Annotated in this window: 3 protein-coding genes; all 3 read left to right on the top strand. The window is 72.2% G+C overall.

All coding sequences use genetic code 11. The features are described 5' to 3' along the window. On the top strand, positions 1–730 hold a 730-nt coding region (locus IEZ01_RS28520; RefSeq protein WP_229833261.1), incomplete at its 5' end, for a beta-ketoacyl-ACP synthase 3. Between the two features lie 206 nt (positions 731–936). After that, on the top strand, positions 937–2,118 hold the full coding sequence (locus tag IEZ01_RS28515; RefSeq protein WP_019890531.1) for an ROK family transcriptional regulator: 1,182 nt from the start codon (positions 937–939) through the stop codon (positions 2,116–2,118). A gap of 225 nt (positions 2,119–2,343) precedes the next feature. Then, positions 2,344–3,006 (top strand): ATP-binding cassette domain-containing protein (locus tag IEZ01_RS35260; RefSeq protein WP_229833260.1); only part of this gene is annotated, 663 nt, incomplete at its 3' end.

The following is a 3,006-nucleotide window of genomic DNA, read 5'->3' as shown; positions in this document are numbered from 1 at the left end:
CATCGACCTCGTCCTCGTCGCCACCTCCACCGCCATCGACCGCTCGCCCAACACCGCCGCGCGCGTCGCCGCACGCCTCGGCATGGCGGCGCCGGCCACGATGGACCTCAACGTCGTCTGCGCCGGATTCACCCACGCCCTGGCCACCGCCGACCACGCCGTACGCGCCGGGTCGGCGACCCGCGCCCTGGTCATCGGGGCCGACAAGATGGCCGACATCGTCGACTGGACCGACCGCAGCACCTGTGTCCTCGTCGGCGACGGCGCGGGTGCCGCGGTCGTCGAGGCCACGGGGCCCGGCGAAGAGCCGGGCATCGGCCCGGTGCTGTGGGGCTCGGTCCCCGAGATGGGCCACGCCGTACGGATCGAGGGCACGCCGCCCCGCTTCGCCCAGGAAGGCCAGAGCGTCTACCGCTGGGCCACCACCCAGCTCCCGCCCATCGCCCGCCAGGTCTGCGCCCGGGCCGGTCTCACCCCCGAGGACCTCGCCGCCGTCGTCCTGCACCAGGCCAACCTGCGCATCATCGAACCGGTCGCCCAGAAGATCGGCGCCGTCAACGCCGTTGTCGCCCGCGACGTCGTCGACTCGGGCAACACCTCGGCCGCCTCCATCCCGATGGCCCTCTCCAAGCTCGTCGAGCGCGGCGAGATCCCCTCCGGCTCCCCGGCCCTGCTCTTCGGCTTCGGCGGCAACCTCTCCTACGGCGGTCAGGTCGTACGAACGCCCTGACCGGCCCGTACGGGGGTACGTCGCGACACCCGCCGCAGAACGCGGCGGACACCGCGCCCCCGCTTTGTCCTCGGTGCGGCGAAAGTTCGCGGTGATTGCTGCGCAACTTCTTCCCACCCCGGGACAGCGCTGCTACGTTCCCCTCGAAAGCCAGGCCGAGCACGGCCGAAGCCAGTAGCAGCAGGCGGGAGGGGCGCGTGAGACGAATGACCGCACGACCGGCCAACGCGCATCAGGCGCGTCTGCTGCGTCTGCTGCGCGACGGCGGACCCAACTCCCGTGCCCAGCTGGGCGATCAGATCGACCTGTCCCGTTCCAAGCTCGCGGTCGAGGTCGACCGGCTCCTGGAGACCGGGCTCGTCGTCGCCGACGGACTCGCCGCCTCCCGCGGCGGGCGCCGCTCGCACAACATCCGCCTCGCGCCCGAACTCCGCTTCCTGGGCATCGACATCGGCGCCACCTCGGTCGATGTCGCCGTCACCAACGCCGAGTTGGAAGTCCTCGGGCACCTCAACCACCCCATGGACGTCCGTGAGGGCCCGGTCGCCGTCTTCGAACAAGCCCTGTCGATGGCGAACAAGCTCCGTGCCTCGGGCCTCGCCGAAGGCTTCGACGGGGCGGGCATCGGCGTCCCCGGCCCCGTCCGTTTCCCCGAAGGCATCCCGGTCGCCCCGCCGATCATGCCCGGCTGGGACGGCTTCCCGGTCCGGGAGGCGCTCAGCCAGGAACTCGGCTGCCCGGTCATGGTCGACAACGACGTGAACCTCATGGCAATGGGGGAGCAGCACGCCGGTGTCGCCCGCTCCGTCGCCGACTTCCTCTGCGTCAAGATCGGTACGGGCATCGGCTGCGGCATCGTCGTCGGCGGCCAGGTCTACCGCGGAACGACCGGCAGCGCCGGCGACATCGGCCACATCCAGGTCGACCCGGCGGGCCGGGACTGCGCCTGCGGCAACAAGGGCTGCCTGGAGGCCCACTTCAGCGGCGCGGCGCTGGCCCGCGACGCCGAGGAGGCGGCCCGTACCGGACGCTCACCGGAACTCGCCGCCCGTCTCGAGGCGGCCGGTTCCCTCACCGCCGCCGATGTCGCCGCGGCGGCCGCCGCGGGCGACGCCACCGCCCTCACCCTGATCCGCGAGGGCGGCAACCGGGTCGGCCAGGTCATCGCCGGACTCGTCAGCTTCTTCAACCCCGGACTCGTCGTCATCGGCGGCGGCGTGACCGGCCTCGGCCACAACCTCCTCGCCTCCGTCCGTACGCAGGTCTACCGCCAGTCCCTGCCCCTGGCCACCGGCAACCTCCCCATCGTGCTGGGCGAGCTCGGCCAGACGGCGGGCGTCACCGGCGCGGCCCGCCTCATCAGCGACCACCTCTTCTCACCGGCGTAGTGGGCTCGCGGGCATTCGTTCCGCCCCTGCGGCGATGCCCACACCCGCCCCACCGCGTCTTCACGCCTCGCCGCACCACGTCTTCACCCCACCCGCCGCAGTACGTCATCACCCCACTCGCCCAGGCGCAACCCGCACCCGCCGAGGGGAACACCAATGGCACCCGAACCACCCCCACCTCAGTCCCCACCCCCGCCCTCATCTGCGTCCCCGCCCCTGCTCACCATGGAAGGCATCACCAAGTCCTTCCCCGGCGTCCGCGCCCTCGACGGCGTCGACCTGGAGGTCCGGCCCGGCGAGGTCCACTGCCTCCTCGGCCAGAACGGCGCCGGAAAATCCACCCTCATCAAAGTCCTCGCCGGGGCCCATCAGCCCGACGGAGGCCGCATCACCTGGCGCGGCGCCCCCGTCGCCCTCCCCACCCCGATCGCCGCCATGCGCCTCGGCATCGCCACCATCTACCAGGAACTCGACCTCGTGGAAGGCCTCTCCGTCGCCGAGAACGTCCACCTCGGACACGAGCCCACCACCGCCGGATTCGTCGTCCGCGCCCGCACGGCCCGTACCGCCACGGCCGGCCTGCTGAAGCGACTCGGCCACCCGGAGATCGACCCCGACGCCCCCGTCGCCGAACTCTCCGCCGCCCAGCGGCAGATCGTTTCCATGGCCCGCGCCCTCTCCCACGACGTACGCCTGATCGTCATGGACGAACCATCCGCCGCCCTCGACCCCGACGAGGTCGCCAACCTCTTCCGTATCGTCGAGGCCCTCACCGCCGACAACGTCGCCGTCATCTACATCTCCCACCGCCTGGAGGAGATCCGCACCATCGGCGACCGGGTCACCGTCCTCAAGGACGGCCGGGCCGTCGCCGTCGGACTGCCCGCC

This window comes from Streptomyces purpureus (genome assembly GCF_014648195.1).
GTDB classification, from domain to species: domain Bacteria; phylum Actinomycetota; class Actinomycetes; order Streptomycetales; family Streptomycetaceae; genus Streptomyces; species Streptomyces purpureus.
The sequence above is the reverse complement of the archived record's forward strand: the minus strand, read 5'-3'. Positions and strand labels throughout refer to the sequence as shown.

Excerpts from the sequence above, each read along its gene's own strand:
- IEZ01_RS28515 (WP_019890531.1), top strand. The coding sequence starts at position 937 with ATGACCGCACGACCGGCCAACGCGCATCAGGCGCGTCTGCTGCGTCTG.